Raw genomic sequence first — 16405 nt, 5'->3', positions numbered from 1 at the left:
ATGATTTTAGAAAAGATTGCAGCAGATACGAAGCTGCGTGTGGAAAAAGCAAAAAGAAAGGTTCCGTATTCGGAAATCTGCAGAAGGGCAATGGCGATGGATGCCAATACCGGATTCCCATTTGAAAAAGCACTTGCAGAGCCGGGGATCCATTATATCTGTGAGGTGAAAAAAGCGTCCCCGTCAAAAGGTGTGATCGCGCAGGATTTCCCGTATCTGGAGATTGCGAGGGAGTATGAAAAAGCAGGGGCAGCCGCGATTTCCTGTCTGACAGAGCCAAAATATTTTCAGGGGAAGGATGCTTATCTGAAAGAAATTACGGAAAATGTATCGATCCCGGTGCTCAGAAAGGATTTTACCATTGATGAGTATATGATCTATGAGGCAAAGACACTGGGGGCTTCAGTGGTGCTTTTGATCTGCGCACTTCTGGATACCGAGACACTGAAAAGATACATAAAAGTTGCGGACCGGCTTGGCCTTTCCGCATTGGTGGAAGTCCATGATGAAGAAGAAATGCAGTCAGCGATTGAAGCAGGAGCAAGGGTAATCGGTGTAAATAACCGGAATCTGAAGGATTTCACCGTGGATATCGGTAACAGCATCCGGCTCCGTGGTCTGGCACCGGAAAATGTACTTTTTGTGGCAGAAAGTGGGATAAAGACAGCGGAAGATATTGAAAAACTGCGCGAGGCGAAAGTGAGCGGGGTACTGATCGGTGAGACACTGATGAGAAGCCCGGATAAGAAAGCGGCGCTTGAAAAACTGAATGGTGGAAGCTTATAAATGGGAAAAACTAAAATTAAAATATGTGGTCTGAAAAGACCGGAAGACATCGGGATCGTGAATCGCCTGAAGCCGGATTTTGTCGGGTTTGTATTTGCTGAAAGCAAGAGAAAAATTGACAAAAAACAGGCGGGGAAACTACATGAAGCACTGGATCCGGATATTCCGGCAGTCGGAGTTTTTGTAAATGAACCGATCCCAAATGTCACAGAATTTTGCCGGGAAGGGATCATTCAGCTGGTGCAGCTTCACGGGAATGAGGATGAATGTTATATAGAAGAGATCAGGAAGAACCTGCCGGATACTCCGCTTATCAAGGCGGTGCGGGTGCAGTCCAAAGAGCAGATTCTGGAGGCAGAAAAGCTGGATGTGGATTATCTGCTTCTGGATACTTATGTAAAAGGGCAATATGGTGGCAGTGGAATCAGTTTTGACAAAGCACTGATCCCAAAGCTTACAAAGCCATATTTTCTTGCAGGTGGTCTGGATGCAGAAAATGTAAACGAAAATATTTCCAGATGCAATCCGTTTGCGGTGGATGTGAGCAGCGCAGTCGAAACGGATGGCGTGAAGGATGAAACAAAAATAGAGGAATTCATAGAAAGGGTACGAAATCATGAGTAAAGGAAGATATGGAGAATACGGCGGACAGTATGTGCCGGAAACACTGATGAATGCGGTGCATGAGGTAGAAGAAGCCTACGAGAAATATAAAAATGATCCGGAATTTAACCGGGAATTGGATGATCTGTTAAAGAACTATGCAGGTCGCCCGTCACTTTTATATGAGGCAAAGAAGATGACCAGAGATCTTGGCGGAGCAAAGATTTATCTGAAACGTGAAGATCTGAACCATACCGGTGCACATAAGATCAACAACGTTTTAGGTCAGGTGCTTCTTGCAAAGAAAATGGGAAAAACCCGTGTCATTGCAGAGACCGGAGCCGGACAGCACGGCGTGGCAACAGCGACAGCTGCAGCACTGATGGATATGGAATGTGAAATCTTTATGGGAAAAGAGGATACGGACCGTCAGGCACTGAATGTCTATCGTATGGAACTTCTTGGAGCAAAGGTACACGCAGTTACAAGCGGAACCATGACGCTCAAAGATGCGGTCAACGAAACTATGAGGGAATGGGCAAACCGTATGGATGATACTCTTTATGTATTAGGTTCTGTTATGGGACCACATCCATTTCCAATGATCGTCCGTGATTTCCAGAAGGTCATCGGAGAAGAGATCAAAGCGCAGATGCTGGAAAAAGAAGGACGTCTTCCGGATGCAGTGATTGCCTGTGTCGGAGGCGGAAGCAATGCGATGGGAACATTTTACGAATTTATTCCGGATAAGGAAGTCCGGCTCATCGGATGTGAGGCAGCAGGACTTGGTGTGGATACTGAGAAAAATGCGGCAACGATCGCAAATGGTACAACTGGAATTTTCCATGGTATGAAATCTCTGTTCTGCCAGAACAAAGACGGACAGATCGCACCGGTTTACTCGATTTCAGCAGGACTGGATTATCCGGGAATCGGACCGGAGCATGCAATGCTTGCAGCTGAAGGCAGAGCGGAGTATGTGCCGATCACCGACGAGGAAGCGGTAAATGCATTTGAATATCTGTCAAGAACAGAGGGAATCATCCCGGCAGTAGAAAGTGCACATGCGATCGCCTATGCAATGAAGCTGGCACCGACTATGGACAAGGACAAGATCATCGTTGTAACCGTATCCGGACGTGGAGACAAAGACGTAGCGGCAATTGCAAGATACAGAGGAGTGGAAATCTATGAATAAGATAAGCGAAGCATTTGAAAATAAAAAAGCATTTATCCCATTTATCACAGGAGGGGATCCGTCCCTGGATGTGACGAAAAAACTGATCCTTGCAATGCAGGAGGCAGGAGCAGACCTGATCGAGGTCGGAATCCCATTTTCTGATCCGATCGCAGAAGGACCGGTGATCCAGGAGGCAGACGAACGGGCACTTTCAGCGGGCTGTACTCTGGACAAATTATTTGATGCGATAAAAGAAGTAAAGGATGAGATCCATATTCCGATGGTATTTATGACTTATGTCAATCCAATTTTTACTTACGGAAAAGAGAAGTTCATGCAGCGATGTGTGGAATGCGGTATGGCAGGCGTGATCGTACCGGATGTTCCGTTCGAGGAAAAGGGAGAGCTTTCAGGAGTATGTAAGGAATATGGGATCGAACTGGTATCGTTGATCGCGCCGACTTCCCATGAAAGAATCAAAATGATTGCAAAAGAAGCGGAAGGATTTCTCTATTGCGTGTCTTCACTTGGTGTTACCGGAGTAAGAAAGCAGATTACAACCAATATCGGTGATATGATCGAGAAGGTAAGAGAAGTGACAGATATCCCTTGCGCGGTAGGTTTTGGAATTGCCGAGCCGGAGCAGGCAAAGGAGATGGCATCCCTTTCCGATGGTGCGATCGTGGGATCGGCAATCGTGAAGATCGTTGCAAAGTATGGTGAGGATTGTGTGCCGTATGTGGCTGAGTATGTGAAGAAAATGAAAGCGGCTGTAGAAGAAGCCGGAAAATAAAGAGATATGGGAAATGGCTGTCCGGGTGGCAGCCATTTTGTGTGCATATGGGAAAATACTGATTTTGGCTTGGATGTATTATGAAAATTTATCCGAAGAGCAGGGAGAGAATAATATTTTCTACGTCATCTTGCGAAGGCCCAAAAAAGGATTTATACTAAAAATTAGCAGAAAATCATAAGAGGAAAGAAGGAAATAAAAGATGGAAAATTTCACATTTTATGCACCGACTTATTTTGCTTTTGGTAAGGATACTGAAAATGATACCGGAAAGTATGTAAAACGTTTTGGCGGCAACCGTGTACTGCTCCATTATGGCGGAGGTTCTGTCATTCGTTCCGGACTTTTGGACCGTGTTAAAAAATCTCTGGATGGGGAAGGAATTTCTTATGTAGAATTAGGAGGCGTAAAGCCAAATCCGAGAAGTGGTCTTGTATATGAAGGAATTGATCTGTGCCGGAAAGAAAAAGTAGACTTTGTACTTGCAGTCGGAGGCGGAAGTACCATTGATTCCGCAAAGGCGATTGCGGCAGGTGCGGTTTACGATGGAGATTTCTGGGATTATTATGAAGGAAAGCTTGTCGAAGAAGCACTTCCGATCGGAACAGTTATTACGATTTCAGCAGCAGGAAGCGAAGGATCACCGGACTCTGTTATTACAAAAGAAGAAGGAATGTTCAAAAGAGGGGCAACCGGAGAAGCATTCCGTCCGAAATTCACGATCATGAACCCGACACTTACACAGACACTTCCGGCATATCAGACAGCTTGCGGAATTACGGATATTATGGCACATCTGTATGAGCGTTATCTGACCAATACCGAAGAAGTAGAGGTGACAGACCGTATGATCGAAGGACTTCTTCTGACGATGATCCATGAAGGACCGAGAGTCATTGCAGATCCGGATAATTATCAGGCAAGAGCAAATATCATGTGGGCAGGTATGATGGCGCACAACAATTCCTGCGGAGTAGGACGTACACAGGACTGGACAAGCCATAACATCGAGCACGAATTATCTGCATTATATGACTGCGCGCATGGTGCAGGACTTGCGGTTGTTATGCCGGCTGTATTTACTTATACTCTGGAACACAATGTGATGCGTTTTGCACAGGCTGCAGTCCGTGTCTGGGGCTGTCAGATGGATTTTACAGATCCAAAGAGAACGGCACGGGAAGGAATTGAGGCACTTCGAAACTTTTTAATTTCGATTGGAATGCCAAAGAATTTTGCAGAGCTTGGAGCCAAAGAAGAAGATATTGAAAAGCTGGCACATATCTGCTGTTATGGAGATGTAAATACAGGTACAGTGGAAGGATTTGCAACTCTCGATCAGAAAGATGTGGAAAATATTTATAAACTGATGGTGTTTTAGAAAAGGAATATCGGAAAACAGGAAATTTGGAAGAGGGAGTGCGTGACTTAAACTCAAGTCATACACTCCCTCTTTTTGAAACGTCTATTTTCTAACAGGCTATGCATTTTCATAAATGGGTTCGAAATCATCTGCGCCGTGTCCACAGAGCGGGCAGGTGAATTCTTCCGGAAGATTGCTTCCTTCGTATACATAATTGCAGATCTTACAGCGCCATCCGATAATCTTCTTATCCTCTTTTTTCTGTTCTGGTTTTGGCTTTACATGTGCCTGATAATCTGCGTAAGTCAGAGGCGGATTGTCACTTAAAAGTTTCGCATCGGTTACTTCAGCAATAAAAAGGGTGTGTGTTCCAAGATCCTGACTGGAAACTACTTTTGCGCTGAGAACAGAACATGTCTGCCATCCGAGGTAAGGAACTGCATTTTCATCTGCAGGTGCAGTGATATTTGCGAATTTATCAACATCTCTGCCGGACTGGAAACCGAAATGCCGGATCGTTTCAAAAGAGCAGGTCTGGTCAAGCAGGCTTAACGTAAAAATGCCGCTCTCTTTGATCAGATCACAGGTATAGTTGCTATTCAGCACAGAGATTGCGATTCGTACCGGATTATTCGCAACCTGGATGCAGGTGTTGGTAATACATCCGTTTACTACATTCCCAGAGCGTGTTGCAAGCATAAATACTCCATAAGATAAATTGTAAAGTGCTTTTTTATCCATATGACATTCCTCCTGACTTTTAAACTCAATAATAAGAATCATTACTATAATTAAAGAATACATGATAAAAGAAAAATTGTCAATTACAAAATCAAGATTTCCGGAAAATCAGAATCACAAAAAATGTGATGATTTCCGATCCTAAGAAAGAAAGCCAGATTCCATTCAGCCCCAGAAGCTGTGAGAACAGAATCGCACAGAAAGCAATTGCGATAATGCCGCGCATAACAGAACCAAGGACGGCAGGAAGTGCCCGGTCGATTGCGGAAAAATAGGCAACCAGCACAATATTGATACCGGCGGCTAAAAAGCCCAGGAAATAAAGCCTAAGACCAGTATGGGCGTAAGCAAGCAGCTGGAGATTATGTTCGCTGTTAAAGATACTGATAAAGGTATCCGTAAATCCGTAGATCAGTACAACGATCACAAGCTCGATTAGAAGTGCTGCAGCAAGAGACCAGTTGAGAAATTTACGGACTAGATCATGTTCACCTTTTCCGTAACTCTGGCTGATCAGCGGCTGTGCACCCTGGGCAAGTCCGTTTAGGATCGCCATTGCGACCAGTGAAATATTTGCAACTACGCCGTAGGCTGCGATCCCGATATTTCCCGCAATGCGCAGGATCAGCATGTTAAATATAATCGTAATGACAGCGGAAGAAATTTCAGCAAAAAATGCAGAAACACCAAGCTGGCAGCATCCGATGATCCGGCGAAGAGAGGGCTTGCGCCAGTGAAACTCTACATGGTTATTCTTTCCAAGATAATGTGTCGAACATACCAGCATCGTCACAACCGGTGAAAGAGCGGTTGCAAGTGCAGCCCCCAGAAATCCAAGATTCAAAGGGAACATGAAAATATAGTCAAATAAAATATTAAAGAAGCTTCCGGAAATGGAACCGATCATGGCGATAGAGGTCGCATGGTCATTCCTCGCAAATGCCGTGAAGGTATAGTTTGACATAAAAAACGGGGTAAAGAGCAGGACGATACGCATATAATTACGTCCAAGCCGGATGAGCCCGGCATCTGCTCCTAAAAGTGCAAGTGCTTTATGCGGAATGAAGATTCCGGTGAGCATAAAAGGAATGCTGCATATGAGACACCAGAAGATGGACTGGGTAAAATAGTAGTCCGAAGGTGAACCTTTGGCTGTGCTGATATTGTATCGTGTGGCGGAGCCGATTCCGATCATCGAACCGATTGCGAAGACCAGACCGAACACCGGCAGGATCAGATTCAGGGCAGCAAGTCCATCTGCACCGCATTTGTAAGAGATAAAAAAGGTATCTGCCAGAATGTAGACGGAGACACCGATCATTCCGGAAATACTCTGGGAAATGTATTTTAAAAATTTATGAAACATGTTTTTGAATTCCTCATCTTTCTTAAAGCCAGATTAAATGAAATAACCATCTGTACCAGCCTGGTAATAAGCGGACTCTGATATCTCCATATAAGAATAGCATAAACATACTGGTTTGTCGAAAAAATAATCTTGCAATTACTGCGTTACCGTGCTATAGTAAGGTTTGTAAAACCAAATAATGCTTCAGGGCGGGGCGAAATTCCCCACCGGCGGTAAAGCCCGCGAGCCGTAAGGTATGAACTGGTGAGATTCCAGTGCCGACAGTAAAGTCTGGATGGAAGAAGTTGAATCGTTGCTGATAGAAAGATTCTCTATCATATCTACAGGAATAAAGAAAGTAAAACGCTCTGGAACGTGAATCGTTTCAGAGCGTTTTTTCTATACCGGGAAATAAAGTTTTCAGGATAGAAGGTCTCCTGCAGATACGGCAGGATCTACAGAAATACAACCAATAAAAGAAAACCCTGACAGGAAAAAAGCTGTCAGGGTTTTCGTATTTCACAGGAACTTCCGGTTAAGTGGAAAAAACATTTTCACAGGAAAATTATCCGATAGATCTAAACCGTTCAGTAAAGTACATTTCCCGGGGGTTTTTCCGGGAGAGATGAGAAAGGAGAAAAAATGACAGATGAATTTTACATGCGCCGTGCAATTGAACTGGCAAAAAAAGGACGTGGATGGACAAATCCAAACCCGATGGTTGGTGCCGTGATCGTAAAGGACGGAAGCATTATCGGGGAAGGATATCACGAAAAATGTGGTGAGCTTCATGCAGAACGGAACGCAATCGCATCCCTGACAGAAAGCGCCGAGGGAGCAACACTTTATGTGACGCTGGAGCCGTGCTGCCATTATGGGAAGACACCACCATGTACGGAAGCGATTCTGGAACAGAAGATCGCACGGGTTGTGATTGGATCGAGAGATCCGAATCCGAAAGTGTCCGGCAAAGGAGCAAAGATTTTACGCGAGGCAGGCGTCCGGGTGGAAGAGGATTTCCTGCGCGAAGAATGTGATGCGTTAAATCCGGTCTTTTTCCACTATATCACAACAGGGCTGCCCTATGTGGTGATGAAATACGCAATGACGGCAGACGGAAAGATTGCGACAAAAACAGGAGCATCAAAATGGATATCCGGTGAGGAAGCAAGAAGTCTGGTACATGAGATGCGCCATGACTATATGGCGATCATGGCAGGAATCGGAACGGTTCTGGCAGATGATCCGATGCTGAATGTGCGTCTGGAGGGAAAGAAAAGTCCGGTCAGAATTATCTGTGACAGTATGCTCAGGATCCCACTGGACAGTCAGATCTGCCAGACAGCAGGGAGATACCGGACGATCGTTGCATATGCCGGTGAAAAGGGGAATGCGATTTGTTTAGAAGAGAAAAAACACAGTCTGGAAAAGCTTGGAGTCGTGCTTCTCAGCGTTCCTTCGGAAAAAGGGGAGATCAATCTGCAGCTTCTGATGAGAAAGCTTGGAGAGCTGGGAATTGACAGTGTACTTATTGAAGGCGGTGGAACTTTAAATGAGGATGCCCTGCAATCCGGTATTGTAAATGAGGTGAAAGCTTTTATCGCACCGAAAATTTTTGGCGGAAGAGGCGGCAAGACTCCGGTGGAAGGCTTTGGAGTTGAGAAAGTAGACGATGCCATCAAGCTACAGCTTATGAGAATCTCGCAGGTTGGAGAAGATATTCTGGCAGAGTATAAGGTTTTGGAGGAAATGTAAATGTTTACAGGAATTGTAGAAGAAACCGGATCCATCCGGTCACTCCGACTTTCTGGATCATCCGGGAAGATTGCGATTCGGGCAAAAAAAGTACTCGGTGGAACCAGGATCGGAGACAGTATTGCGGTAAATGGTGTCTGCCTGACGGTGGTTTCCCTGGAAAAAGATGGATTTACCGCAGATGTGATGGCGGAGACGGTGCGAAGAACCAACCTCGGTGACACAAAGATCGGTGAAAAAGTGAATCTGGAACGCGCGATGGCGGCAGATGGCAGATTCGGCGGACATATCGTTGCAGGGCATATTGATGGGACCGGAATGATTGAAGAACTCAGAAAGGAAGAAAATGCAGTATGGGTAAAAATCCGGACAACGCCGGAGATTCTGGAACTGATCGTAGAAAAAGGTTCAATCTGTATTGATGGAATCAGTCTGACAGTGGCAGAAGTAAATGAAAAAAGCTTTCAGGTATCAGTCATTCCTCATACCGGAGAGGAAACCACGCTGCTGAAGAAAAAAGCTGGGGACAGGGTGAATCTGGAAAATGATATTGTAGGGAAGTATATTAAAAAGTTTCTTACACCATCGGAACCGGCTGGAAAATGTGGAGGACTTACCATGGAATTATTAGAGGAGTATGGAATTTGATGCGAAGAAATTCCGGGATTGAAATGGAGAGTACAAAGAAGAACAGGATAAAAATGAGTTATGATCGGACAGGAGGAAGTAACAAATGGAGAAACAGTATCAATACAATAGCGTAGAAGAGGCACTTGAAGAATTACGCCAGGGAAGGATCGTTCTGGTAACGGATGATCCGGACCGGGAAAATGAAGGGGATATGATCTGCGCGGCGGAATTTGCAACCCAGGAGAATATCAATTTTATGGCATGCCATGCGAAAGGGCTGATCTGCACACCGATGAGTGCAGCGCTGGCCGGACAGCTTGGGCTGCCACAGATGGTTTCTGAAAATACAGATAACCATTCGACTGCATTTACGGTATCCGTTGACCATGTGGATACGACAACGGGAATTTCAGCAGCAGAGCGCGGATATACCATGCGTAGCCTGACAGAAGAAGGAACAAAACCACAGGACCTTCGAAGACCGGGGCATGTATTTCCACTGGTGGCAAGGCATGGAGGTGTGCTGGTAAGAAATGGTCATACCGAGGCAACGGTTGATCTGATGCGTCTTGCCGGACTGAAAGAATGTGGAATCTGCTGTGAGATCATGGAAGAGGACGGAACGATGATGCGGACAGAGAATCTCTGGAAGCTGGCGAAGAAGTACGACCTGAAATTTATTACGATTAAAGATCTGCAGGATTACTGCAGAATCCATGAAAAACATGTCGTGCGGGAAGCATGTGCAAAGATGCCAACCCAGTATGGAGAATTTCAGATCTATGGGTATGTGAATGACATTACCGGTGAACATCATGTGGCACTGGTGAAAGGTGAGATTGGTGATGGGGAAGACGTTCTGTGCCGTGTACATTCCGAGTGCCTGACCGGCGATACTTTCGGATCTCTCCGGTGCGATTGTGGAAAACAGCTGCAGTCGGCGATGAAGCAGATTGAGAGAGAAGGAAGAGGAGTTCTTCTGTATATGCGACAGGAGGGAAGGGGAATCGGTCTGATCAACAAGCTGAAAGCGTATGAACTTCAGGAACAGGGATACGATACCGTGGAAGCCAACATCCGTCTGGGATTTGCACCGGATCTCAGGGAATACTGGGTAGGGGCTCAGATTTTATCAGATCTGGGAGTAAAATCACTCAGGCTTCTTACTAATAATCCGGAGAAGGTATATGGACTTTCCGGTTTCGGGCTTGCAATCCATGAGAGAGTACCGATTGAAATAGCACCGCAGAAATTTGATGCATTTTATATGAAGACGAAGCAGGAAAAGATGGGACATATCTTTAAAGAAATCAAATTTCAGTAAAAAGAGAATAAACAGTATTTATATATAGAATAAACATTTTAATTACAGGAGGAAAAAACATGAGACAGATCAACGTATTAGAAGGAAAAGTAGTAGCACCAGAGGGAATGAAAGTAGGAATTGTTGCTTCAAGATTTAATGAGATTATTGTCAATAAACTACTTGGTGGTGCGGTAGACGGGCTGGTACGCCATGGCGTGGAAGATGAAAACATAACGGCAGCATGGGTACCTGGAGCATTTGAGATTCCGACAGCAGCTTCTAAAATGGCGGCATCCGGAAAGTATGATGCGGTGATCTGTGTGGGAGCAGTGATCCGTGGAGACACGACGCATTATGATTATGTCTGCAATGAGGTATCCAAAGGGATCGCACAGGTCGGACTTGCAACCGGAGTGCCGGTATTATTTGGTGTGATCACGACTGAAAATATCGAGCAGGCAATTTCAAGAGCCGGAAGTAAAGGCGGAAATAAGGGATATGACTGTGCACTTTCTGCAATCGAAATGGTAAATCTTCTGAGACAGATGTAATTTTCGGCTGACGGTTACAAAAAGAATCCCGTTTTCCGGCAGAAAAAGGGCAGATGCCGGGATTTACTGGACATTTATGCAGGAAAAAGGTATCATATCTGATAAGAGAAATCTGTAAAAGAAATAGTAAAGTTTCAATTCAGAGATAATGAAGGAGAAAATGAATTATGTATACAGCATCATCTGAGAGATATGATATCATGGTATATAACCGTTGTGGGAAAAGCGGGCTTTTGCTGCCGGCAGTTTCTTTAGGACTCTGGCACAATTTTGGAACCAATGCGGATCCGGAGAATATGAAGGCAATGTTGAAGACAGCATTTGATCTGGGAATCACCCATTTCGATCTTGCGAATAACTATGGACCGGAATACGGAAGTGCTGAGACGAATTTTGGGAAGCTTTTAAAAGAAGACTTTGCACCATACAGGGACGAGATGATCATCAGTACCAAGGCAGGCTATGATATGTGGCCGGGACCTTACGGGAACTGGGGAAGCAGGAAGTATCTGCTCGCAAGCCTTGACCAGAGCCTGAAGAGAATGGGGCTGGATTATGTAGATATCTTCTATCATCACAGAATGGATCCGAATACCCCACTGGAAGAAACGATGGGTGCACTCGATTCCATCGTAAAGAGTGGGAAGGCACTTTATGTCGGAATTTCTAACTATGATGGTCCGACAATGGTACGTGCAGCGGAGATTCTGGAAGATCTGAAATGTCCGTTTGTCATTAACCAGAACCGGTATTCCATTTTTGACCGGACGATTGAACAGAACGGCTTGAAAAAGACGGCGAACCAGATGGGAAAAGGAATCATTGCATTTAGTCCGCTGGCACAGGGGCTTCTGACAGATAAATATCTGCACGGAATACCGTCAGACAGCCGGATTGCGGTGGATGGAAGATTTCTACATGCCGATGCATTGACGAAAGAAAAGCTTGCGCAGATCGAGGCTCTGAACAAGATGGCAGGTGAGAGAGGACAGTCTCTTGCACAGATGGCACTGAGCTGGATCCTGAAAGATGAGGATGTGACCAGTGTGCTGATCGGAGCGTCCAGACCGGAGCAGATCATTCAGAATGTGGAGATTGTGCAGAATACGAAGTTCACCCGGGAAGAACTGAAAAAGATCGATCAGATCAGCAGGGGCGATCTGTAAGTGAAACCTGCGCGAAGAAATTATTTGCAAAGGACGCAAAGAAAATATTGAATAAATGATTGACAGGAAGCAGCCATTGTGTTAATATAGTCCATGGTTGCTTCAGCAATCAACAATTTCATATAGGGGATTGGTCAAATGGTATGACAGGAGTCTCCAAAACTCTTAGCGGCAGTTCGATTCTGTCATCCCCTGTAACTTGAAGGACTCAGTTTGAGTCCTTTTTTATATCTAATGGATCAAGTGCGGAATAGTGATAGCGCAAGTCCAAATCAACTCTTCATTTCCAAAAACAAAATAACCATCCCACCATATACATATTCGACATAGTCACTATACATAGTGCATAAAAATAAAAGAAAATAATTGTAAAAAATGCCAAAAATTCAACTGTACGAAAGCACAAAATCCGTCAAAAAAGAATCTCGAATGCTACAAACTAAAAAAAGTGTCAAAAAATAGAAGTAAAAACAGCTAAAGAAAATAAAAGAAAAATAGATGAAGATGGTGAAAATAGATAAAAAAATTGGTTTTTTTACTGTACAATCTACAAAAGCTGAAAATATTGACAAAGAAAAAGTGTGAGCGTAATATAAGCATGACTTTTAGAGGACACTCTAAAAAGTACTCTAAAATAAGAATAAATAAAACGAAAGGGAGGGAGCGATACGGAACATTTAACAGAGACTCTGTTAGAAGAGCTGAACTGCGAGACGGTGTTTACGATCCCGATATTCGGCGGAATACCGGTAAAAGAGTCGGTCGTAGTTACCTGGATCATCATGGCGGTAATCGTAGGACTTTGTATCATATTTGTCCGAAGCTTGAGCGTCGAAAATCCGGGAAAGGTTCAGCTTTTATTGGAATCCGCAATAGGAAAAGGACTGGACTTCTTTGAAGACATCATGGGAAAAGAAAACAGGAAATATATTCCGTATCTGATTACAGTGCTTATCTATATTGGGATAGCCAATATCATTGGTCTGTTCGGATTTAAGTCACCGACAAAAGACCTCAATGTAACAGCAGCACTTGCAATCATGAGTATGTGCCTGATTGAATTTTCCGGAATCCGGAAGAATGGATTTAAGCATTGGGCGGCGCATTTTGCAAAGCCGGTACCATTCGTAGCACCAATTATGGTTCTGGAGATTGTGATCAGACCATTATCACTTTGCATGCGTCTGTTCGGTAATGTATTGGGAGCGTTTGTTATCATGGAGCTTTTAAAAGCAGTGGCTCCGGTTCTTATCCCGATACCATTTAGTTTTTACTTCGATATTTTCGATGGATTCCTGCAGGCATATGTATTCGTATTCCTGACAGCACTTTTCATGAATGAGGAGCAGGAATAATCCCGAAATGACAGAAGAAACACAAATCTATAAGAAAAAAGGAGATTAAGATTATGTTAGTAGCAATTGGAGCAGCAGTAGCAGTTTTAACAGGTTTAGGAGCAGGACTTGGAATCAGCCTTGCAACAGGTAAAGCAGTAGATGCGATCGCAAGACAGCCGGAAGCAGAAAGCAAGATCAGCAAGAACCTGATCCTTGGTTGTGCACTTGCAGAGGCAACCGCTATTTACGGTTTCATTATCGGACTTCTTATCATCTTGATGCTGAAATAAGAAAAGTAAAATGAAGAAAGGCAGGTGGGACAGGTGATACAGTTTAATGTAAGCCTTCTCTTTACGATCATCAACCTGATTGTCTTTTATCTTTTGCTGAAAAAATTCTTATTCAAACCAGTAATGGGAATTATGGAAAAACGTGAAAAAATGATTGCTGACGGACTGAAGAATGCCAGTGATAGTCAGGAAGAAGCGGCGAGACTGAAAGCGGAATATGAAAAGGCTCTGGAAGGAGCAAAGGCAGAATCCATTCAGATCGTGGAAAAAGCTAAGAAAACTGCAGCCGGAGAATCAGAGCGTATCCTTCAGGAAGCCAATACGGAAGCCGTAGGAATCCTGAAAGATGCCAGAAAGACGATTGAAAATGAACGCAAACAGACCATGAATGATCTGCAAAGTGAGATCGCAGGACTGGCAATGCAGGCAGCACGTAAGATTGTGGATGACACAAAAGGAAATCAGGATATATATGATCAGTTTCTGAAAGGTGCAGGTGATGCTCATGTCAATGAAGAGGTTAAATAAAGAGTATTGCTGTAGCCCTTCGGCAAAACAGTATGCACATGTTTTATATGAGCTTGGAATTTCAAAAGAAGCGGTAGGAGAGACTGAAAGGCTTTTTGAAGAAGTACCGGTGCTTGAAGAAACATTTGCAAGTCCGGTGGTACCGATGCGGGAAAAATTAAGTTCGATCGACAAGATTTTCCCGGAAGAAATAAAAAATTTTCTCAAGGTTGTATGCCGTAATCAGAGAATGAGCGAGATCAGTCAGATTCTTTTTGCTTATGACAGATACTGTAAAATGCAGGAAGGAATCCAGATGGCAACGCTTACCTGTGTGGAAGCACCAGATGAAAAGCGACTTGAGAAAATCAGAGAATTTCTTTGTGAGAAGTACCATAAGACAGATGTGAAGATTGAGATAGTCAAAGATCCGGCATTACTTGGCGGATTTATCTTAAAGACCGGTGATGATGAATATGACTGGAGTCTGAAAGGAAGATTATCGAGATTAGAGCAAAAATTGACCTGGAGGTGAACAAAGTGAGTTCAATTAGCTCAGATGAAATTATTTCTATTCTGAAAAATGAAATAGAGAACTTTGATCAGATCAGTAAAGACAGCGAGGTCGGTACGGTTGTCTCTGTCGGTGACGGAATTGCAAATATCTATGGAATAGAGCATGCAATGTACGGAGAAATCGTGACATTTGAAAATGGACTGAAAGGTATGGTTCAGGACATTCAGAAAGATACGATCGGCTGCATCCTGTTCGGATCAGATGTAGAGATCAAAGAAGGTACGAAAGTGATGCGTACCAAAAAGAAAGCCGGAGTACCGGTTGGCGATAAATTTATCGGACGTGTCGTAAATGCACTTGGAGCTCCGATTGATGGAGCGGGAGAAATCGAAGCAGAAGATTACAGACCGATTGAAAATGAAGCACCAGGAATTGTAGACCGTAAATCCGTCGGCGTTCCAATGGAAACAGGAATCCTTTCTATCGATTCTATGTTCCCGATCGGACGTGGACAGAGAGAGTTGATCATTGGAGACCGTCAGACAGGAAAAACTTCCATTGCTACAGACACGATTTTGAATCAGAAGGGTAAGGATGTCATCTGTATCTATGTAGCAATCGGTCAGAAAGCATCAACGATCGCAAAGGTTGTCAATACTTTTAAAAACGGCGGCGCAATGGATTACACCATCGTAGTAGCATCAACAGCAAGTGACTGTGCACCGCTTCAGTATATTGCACCATATGCAGGAACCGCGATCGCAGAACATTTCATGCATAAAGGAAAAGATGTCCTGATCGTTTACGATGATCTTTCAAAGCACGCAGTTGCATACCGTGCGCTGTCCCTGCTTCTTGGACGTTCACCGGGACGTGAAGCTTATCCTGGAGATGTTTTCTATCTGCATTCAAGACTGCTTGAGAGATCAAGCCGTTTAAGTGATGAAATGGGAGGCGGTTCGATCACAGCACTTCCAATCATCGAGACACAGGCAGGAGATGTATCTGCATACATTCCGACCAACGTCATTTCCATTACAGATGGACAGATCTTCCTGGAAAGTGATCTGTTCTTCTCAGGAATGAGACCGGCGGTTAACGTAGGTCTTTCCGTATCCCGTGTTGGTGGTGCAGCACAGACAAAGGCAATGAAGAAGGCAGCCGGAAGTATCCGTATCGATCTTGCACAGTATCGTGAGATGGAAGTATTCACACAGTTCAGTTCCGATCTGGATGCAGCAACAAAGGAACAGCTGGAATATGGATCTGGTCTGATGGAACTTCTGAAACAGCCACTCGGACATCCAATGTCCATGCATGAGATGGTCATCACCCTCTGCGCAGCACGAAATAAAGTGCTTCTGGGAATTCCGGTAAAAGAGGTTAAGAAATTCCAGATGGATATGCTGAATTATTTTGCAACAGTTCATCCGGAAATCAGTGAAGAGATTGAGCAGACAAAGGCTCTGTCCGATGAACTGGCTGCAAAGATTGTGGAAACAGCGAAGGAATTCAAAGACAGCAGGTGTTAA

Annotated in this window: 17 protein-coding genes, 1 tRNA gene and 1 riboswitch; of the genes, 16 read left to right on the top strand and 2 right to left on the bottom strand. The window is 44.2% G+C overall.

The genetic code is table 11. The features are described 5' to 3' along the window. From trpC to PG840_RS12475, 5 genes are all read left to right on the top strand, one after another. The gene (gene trpC, locus PG840_RS12495) at positions 1–786 is read left to right on the top strand and encodes an indole-3-glycerol phosphate synthase TrpC (RefSeq protein ID WP_195502380.1); all 786 of its coding nucleotides are present in this window, start codon (positions 1–3) and stop codon (positions 784–786) included. Continuing rightward, positions 787–1410 (top strand): phosphoribosylanthranilate isomerase, encoded by a 624-nt coding sequence (locus PG840_RS12490; RefSeq protein WP_195502381.1) that lies wholly within the window; start codon positions 787–789, stop codon positions 1408–1410. It abuts the gene before it with no gap. Further along, positions 1403–2587: a tryptophan synthase subunit beta gene (gene trpB, locus PG840_RS12485; protein WP_195502382.1), complete on the top strand. Its 1185-nt coding sequence runs from the start codon at positions 1403–1405 to the stop codon at positions 2585–2587. The genes PG840_RS12490 and trpB overlap by 8 nt, the downstream gene beginning before the upstream one ends. Continuing rightward, positions 2580–3362 (top strand): tryptophan synthase subunit alpha, encoded by a 783-nt coding sequence (gene trpA / locus PG840_RS12480; RefSeq protein ID WP_195250575.1) that lies wholly within the window; start codon positions 2580–2582, stop codon positions 3360–3362. Before trpB ends, trpA begins: the two co-directional genes overlap by 8 nt. Before the next feature lie 202 nt (positions 3363–3564). Beyond that, entirely contained in the window at positions 3565–4743 is a 1179-nt protein-coding gene (locus PG840_RS12475) for an iron-containing alcohol dehydrogenase (protein WP_270205489.1), read from the top strand. Positions 4744–4842: 99 nt separating this feature from the next. Here the strand turns inward: PG840_RS12475 and PG840_RS12470 are convergent, their stop codons facing one another. Beyond that, positions 4843–5466, bottom strand: a complete 624-nt coding sequence (locus PG840_RS12470) for a flavin reductase (protein WP_195250574.1) — start codon at positions 5464–5466, stop codon at positions 4843–4845. Between the two features lie 91 nt (positions 5467–5557). Beyond that, on the bottom strand, positions 5558–6832 hold the full coding sequence (locus PG840_RS12465; RefSeq protein ID WP_270205490.1) for an MATE family efflux transporter: 1275 nt from the start codon (positions 6830–6832) through the stop codon (positions 5558–5560). Positions 6833–7010: 178 nt separating this feature from the next. Beyond that, a riboswitch (FMN riboswitch) is annotated at positions 7011–7125 on the top strand. 331 nt (positions 7126–7456) lie between these two features. Here PG840_RS12465 and ribD point away from each other — a divergent pair. The 11 genes from ribD (at position 7457) to atpA (ending at position 16405) form a co-directional block, all read left to right on the top strand. Beyond that, positions 7457–8569, top strand: coding sequence for a bifunctional diaminohydroxyphosphoribosylaminopyrimidine deaminase/5-amino-6-(5-phosphoribosylamino)uracil reductase RibD (gene ribD / locus PG840_RS12460; RefSeq protein WP_008374365.1), 1113 nt, complete (start codon positions 7457–7459; stop codon positions 8567–8569). Then, complete coding sequence (gene ribE, locus PG840_RS12455) at positions 8570–9217, top strand: riboflavin synthase (protein ID WP_117556885.1); 648 nt, start codon at positions 8570–8572, stop codon at positions 9215–9217. Between the two features lie 85 nt (positions 9218–9302). After that, positions 9303–10523, top strand: coding sequence for a bifunctional 3,4-dihydroxy-2-butanone-4-phosphate synthase/GTP cyclohydrolase II (locus PG840_RS12450; protein WP_173824741.1), 1221 nt, complete (start codon positions 9303–9305; stop codon positions 10521–10523). A gap of 59 nt (positions 10524–10582) precedes the next feature. Further along, positions 10583–11056, top strand: coding sequence for a 6,7-dimethyl-8-ribityllumazine synthase (gene ribH / locus PG840_RS12445; RefSeq protein ID WP_008374369.1), 474 nt, complete (start codon positions 10583–10585; stop codon positions 11054–11056). Positions 11057–11223: 167 nt separating this feature from the next. Continuing rightward, positions 11224–12222 (top strand): L-glyceraldehyde 3-phosphate reductase, encoded by a 999-nt coding sequence (gene mgrA, locus PG840_RS12440; protein WP_270613692.1) that lies wholly within the window; start codon positions 11224–11226, stop codon positions 12220–12222. Positions 12223–12346: 124 nt separating this feature from the next. Further along, positions 12347–12417: transfer RNA gene (locus PG840_RS12435), tRNA-Trp, on the top strand. Positions 12418–12911: 494 nt separating this feature from the next. Continuing rightward, positions 12912–13577 carry a F0F1 ATP synthase subunit A gene (locus PG840_RS12430; protein WP_081445281.1) on the top strand — a complete coding sequence of 222 codons (666 nt, stop codon included), beginning with the start codon at positions 12912–12914 and terminating at the stop codon, positions 13575–13577. 53 nt (positions 13578–13630) lie between these two features. After that, the gene (gene atpE / locus PG840_RS12425) at positions 13631–13849 is read left to right on the top strand and encodes an ATP synthase F0 subunit C (protein ID WP_008374373.1); all 219 of its coding nucleotides are present in this window, start codon (positions 13631–13633) and stop codon (positions 13847–13849) included. Between the two features lie 33 nt (positions 13850–13882). Beyond that, the gene (atpF, locus tag PG840_RS12420) at positions 13883–14377 is read left to right on the top strand and encodes a F0F1 ATP synthase subunit B (RefSeq protein ID WP_117557023.1); all 495 of its coding nucleotides are present in this window, start codon (positions 13883–13885) and stop codon (positions 14375–14377) included. Next, complete coding sequence (gene atpH / locus PG840_RS12415; protein ID WP_319637934.1) at positions 14361–14891, top strand: ATP synthase F1 subunit delta; 531 nt, start codon at positions 14361–14363, stop codon at positions 14889–14891. The genes atpF and atpH overlap by 17 nt, the downstream gene beginning before the upstream one ends. A gap of 5 nt (positions 14892–14896) precedes the next feature. Further along, positions 14897–16405: a F0F1 ATP synthase subunit alpha gene (atpA, locus tag PG840_RS12410; protein ID WP_270613691.1), complete on the top strand. Its 1509-nt coding sequence runs from the start codon at positions 14897–14899 to the stop codon at positions 16403–16405.

It is taken from the genome of Coprococcus sp. AM97-35 (assembly GCF_027697525.1).
Lineage (GTDB): Bacteria > Bacillota > Clostridia > Lachnospirales > Lachnospiraceae > Allocoprococcus > Allocoprococcus comes.
Note: the sequence above shows the minus strand (reverse complement) of the source record. Positions and strands in the feature narration are given on the sequence as shown.

Bases quoted from the DNA above. Each gene is read 5' to 3' on its own strand.
- trpC (WP_195502380.1), top strand. From the start codon at position 1: ATGATTTTAGAAAAGATTGCAGCAGATACGAAGCTGCGTGTGGAAAAA.
- PG840_RS12490 (WP_195502381.1), top strand. From the start codon at position 787: ATGGGAAAAACTAAAATTAAAATATGTGGTCTGAAAAGACCGGAAGAC.
- trpB (WP_195502382.1), top strand. From the start codon at position 1,403: ATGAGTAAAGGAAGATATGGAGAATACGGCGGACAGTATGTGCCGGAA.
- trpA (WP_195250575.1), top strand. From the start codon at position 2,580: ATGAATAAGATAAGCGAAGCATTTGAAAATAAAAAAGCATTTATCCCA.
- PG840_RS12475 (WP_270205489.1), top strand. From the start codon at position 3,565: ATGGAAAATTTCACATTTTATGCACCGACTTATTTTGCTTTTGGTAAG.
- PG840_RS12470 (WP_195250574.1), bottom strand. From the start codon at position 5,466: ATGGATAAAAAAGCACTTTACAATTTATCTTATGGAGTATTTATGCTT.
- PG840_RS12465 (WP_270205490.1), bottom strand. From the start codon at position 6,832: ATGTTTCATAAATTTTTAAAATACATTTCCCAGAGTATTTCCGGAATG.
- ribD (WP_008374365.1), top strand. From the start codon at position 7,457: ATGACAGATGAATTTTACATGCGCCGTGCAATTGAACTGGCAAAAAAA.
- ribE (WP_117556885.1), top strand. From the start codon at position 8,570: ATGTTTACAGGAATTGTAGAAGAAACCGGATCCATCCGGTCACTCCGA.
- PG840_RS12450 (WP_173824741.1), top strand. From the start codon at position 9,303: ATGGAGAAACAGTATCAATACAATAGCGTAGAAGAGGCACTTGAAGAA.
- ribH (WP_008374369.1), top strand. From the start codon at position 10,583: ATGAGACAGATCAACGTATTAGAAGGAAAAGTAGTAGCACCAGAGGGA.
- mgrA (WP_270613692.1), top strand. From the start codon at position 11,224: ATGTATACAGCATCATCTGAGAGATATGATATCATGGTATATAACCGT.
- atpE (WP_008374373.1), top strand. From the start codon at position 13,631: ATGTTAGTAGCAATTGGAGCAGCAGTAGCAGTTTTAACAGGTTTAGGA.
- atpH (WP_319637934.1), top strand. From the start codon at position 14,361: ATGAAGAGGTTAAATAAAGAGTATTGCTGTAGCCCTTCGGCAAAACAG.